1 protein-coding gene is annotated in these 242 nt (G+C 39.7%); it reads right to left on the bottom strand.

All coding sequences use genetic code 11. From position 1 onward, the window contains the following. On the bottom strand, positions 1–242 hold a 242-nt coding region (locus tag HMPREF2619_RS01920; RefSeq protein ID WP_148130353.1), incomplete at both ends, for a CPBP family intramembrane glutamic endopeptidase.

Below are 242 nucleotides of genomic sequence, written 5' to 3'. Positions count from 1 at the left end.
TCCAATAGGCCAATAAATAGACTTTGTCACTCTAAACAAGACCGCAAATATAATACCGCCGCCCATATATACGAAAAAGTCTGTCAAGACCCAACCATAATTACTGATATGCAAGATTCCAAATAAAGCAGCAGAACCAAGCACATCCAGTCCCCATTTTTTCCCTTTTTCCAAAGCGGTCATCACCAATCCACGATAAATCATCTCTTCAAAAATGGGACCTGCAATCACAGGATAGAAAA

Origin of the sequence: Streptococcus sp. HMSC074B11 (assembly GCF_001808705.1) — a bacterium.
In the GTDB taxonomy this organism is placed as follows: domain Bacteria; phylum Bacillota; class Bacilli; order Lactobacillales; family Streptococcaceae; genus Streptococcus.
The sequence above is the reverse complement of the archived record's forward strand: the minus strand, read 5'-3'. Positions and strand labels throughout refer to the sequence as shown.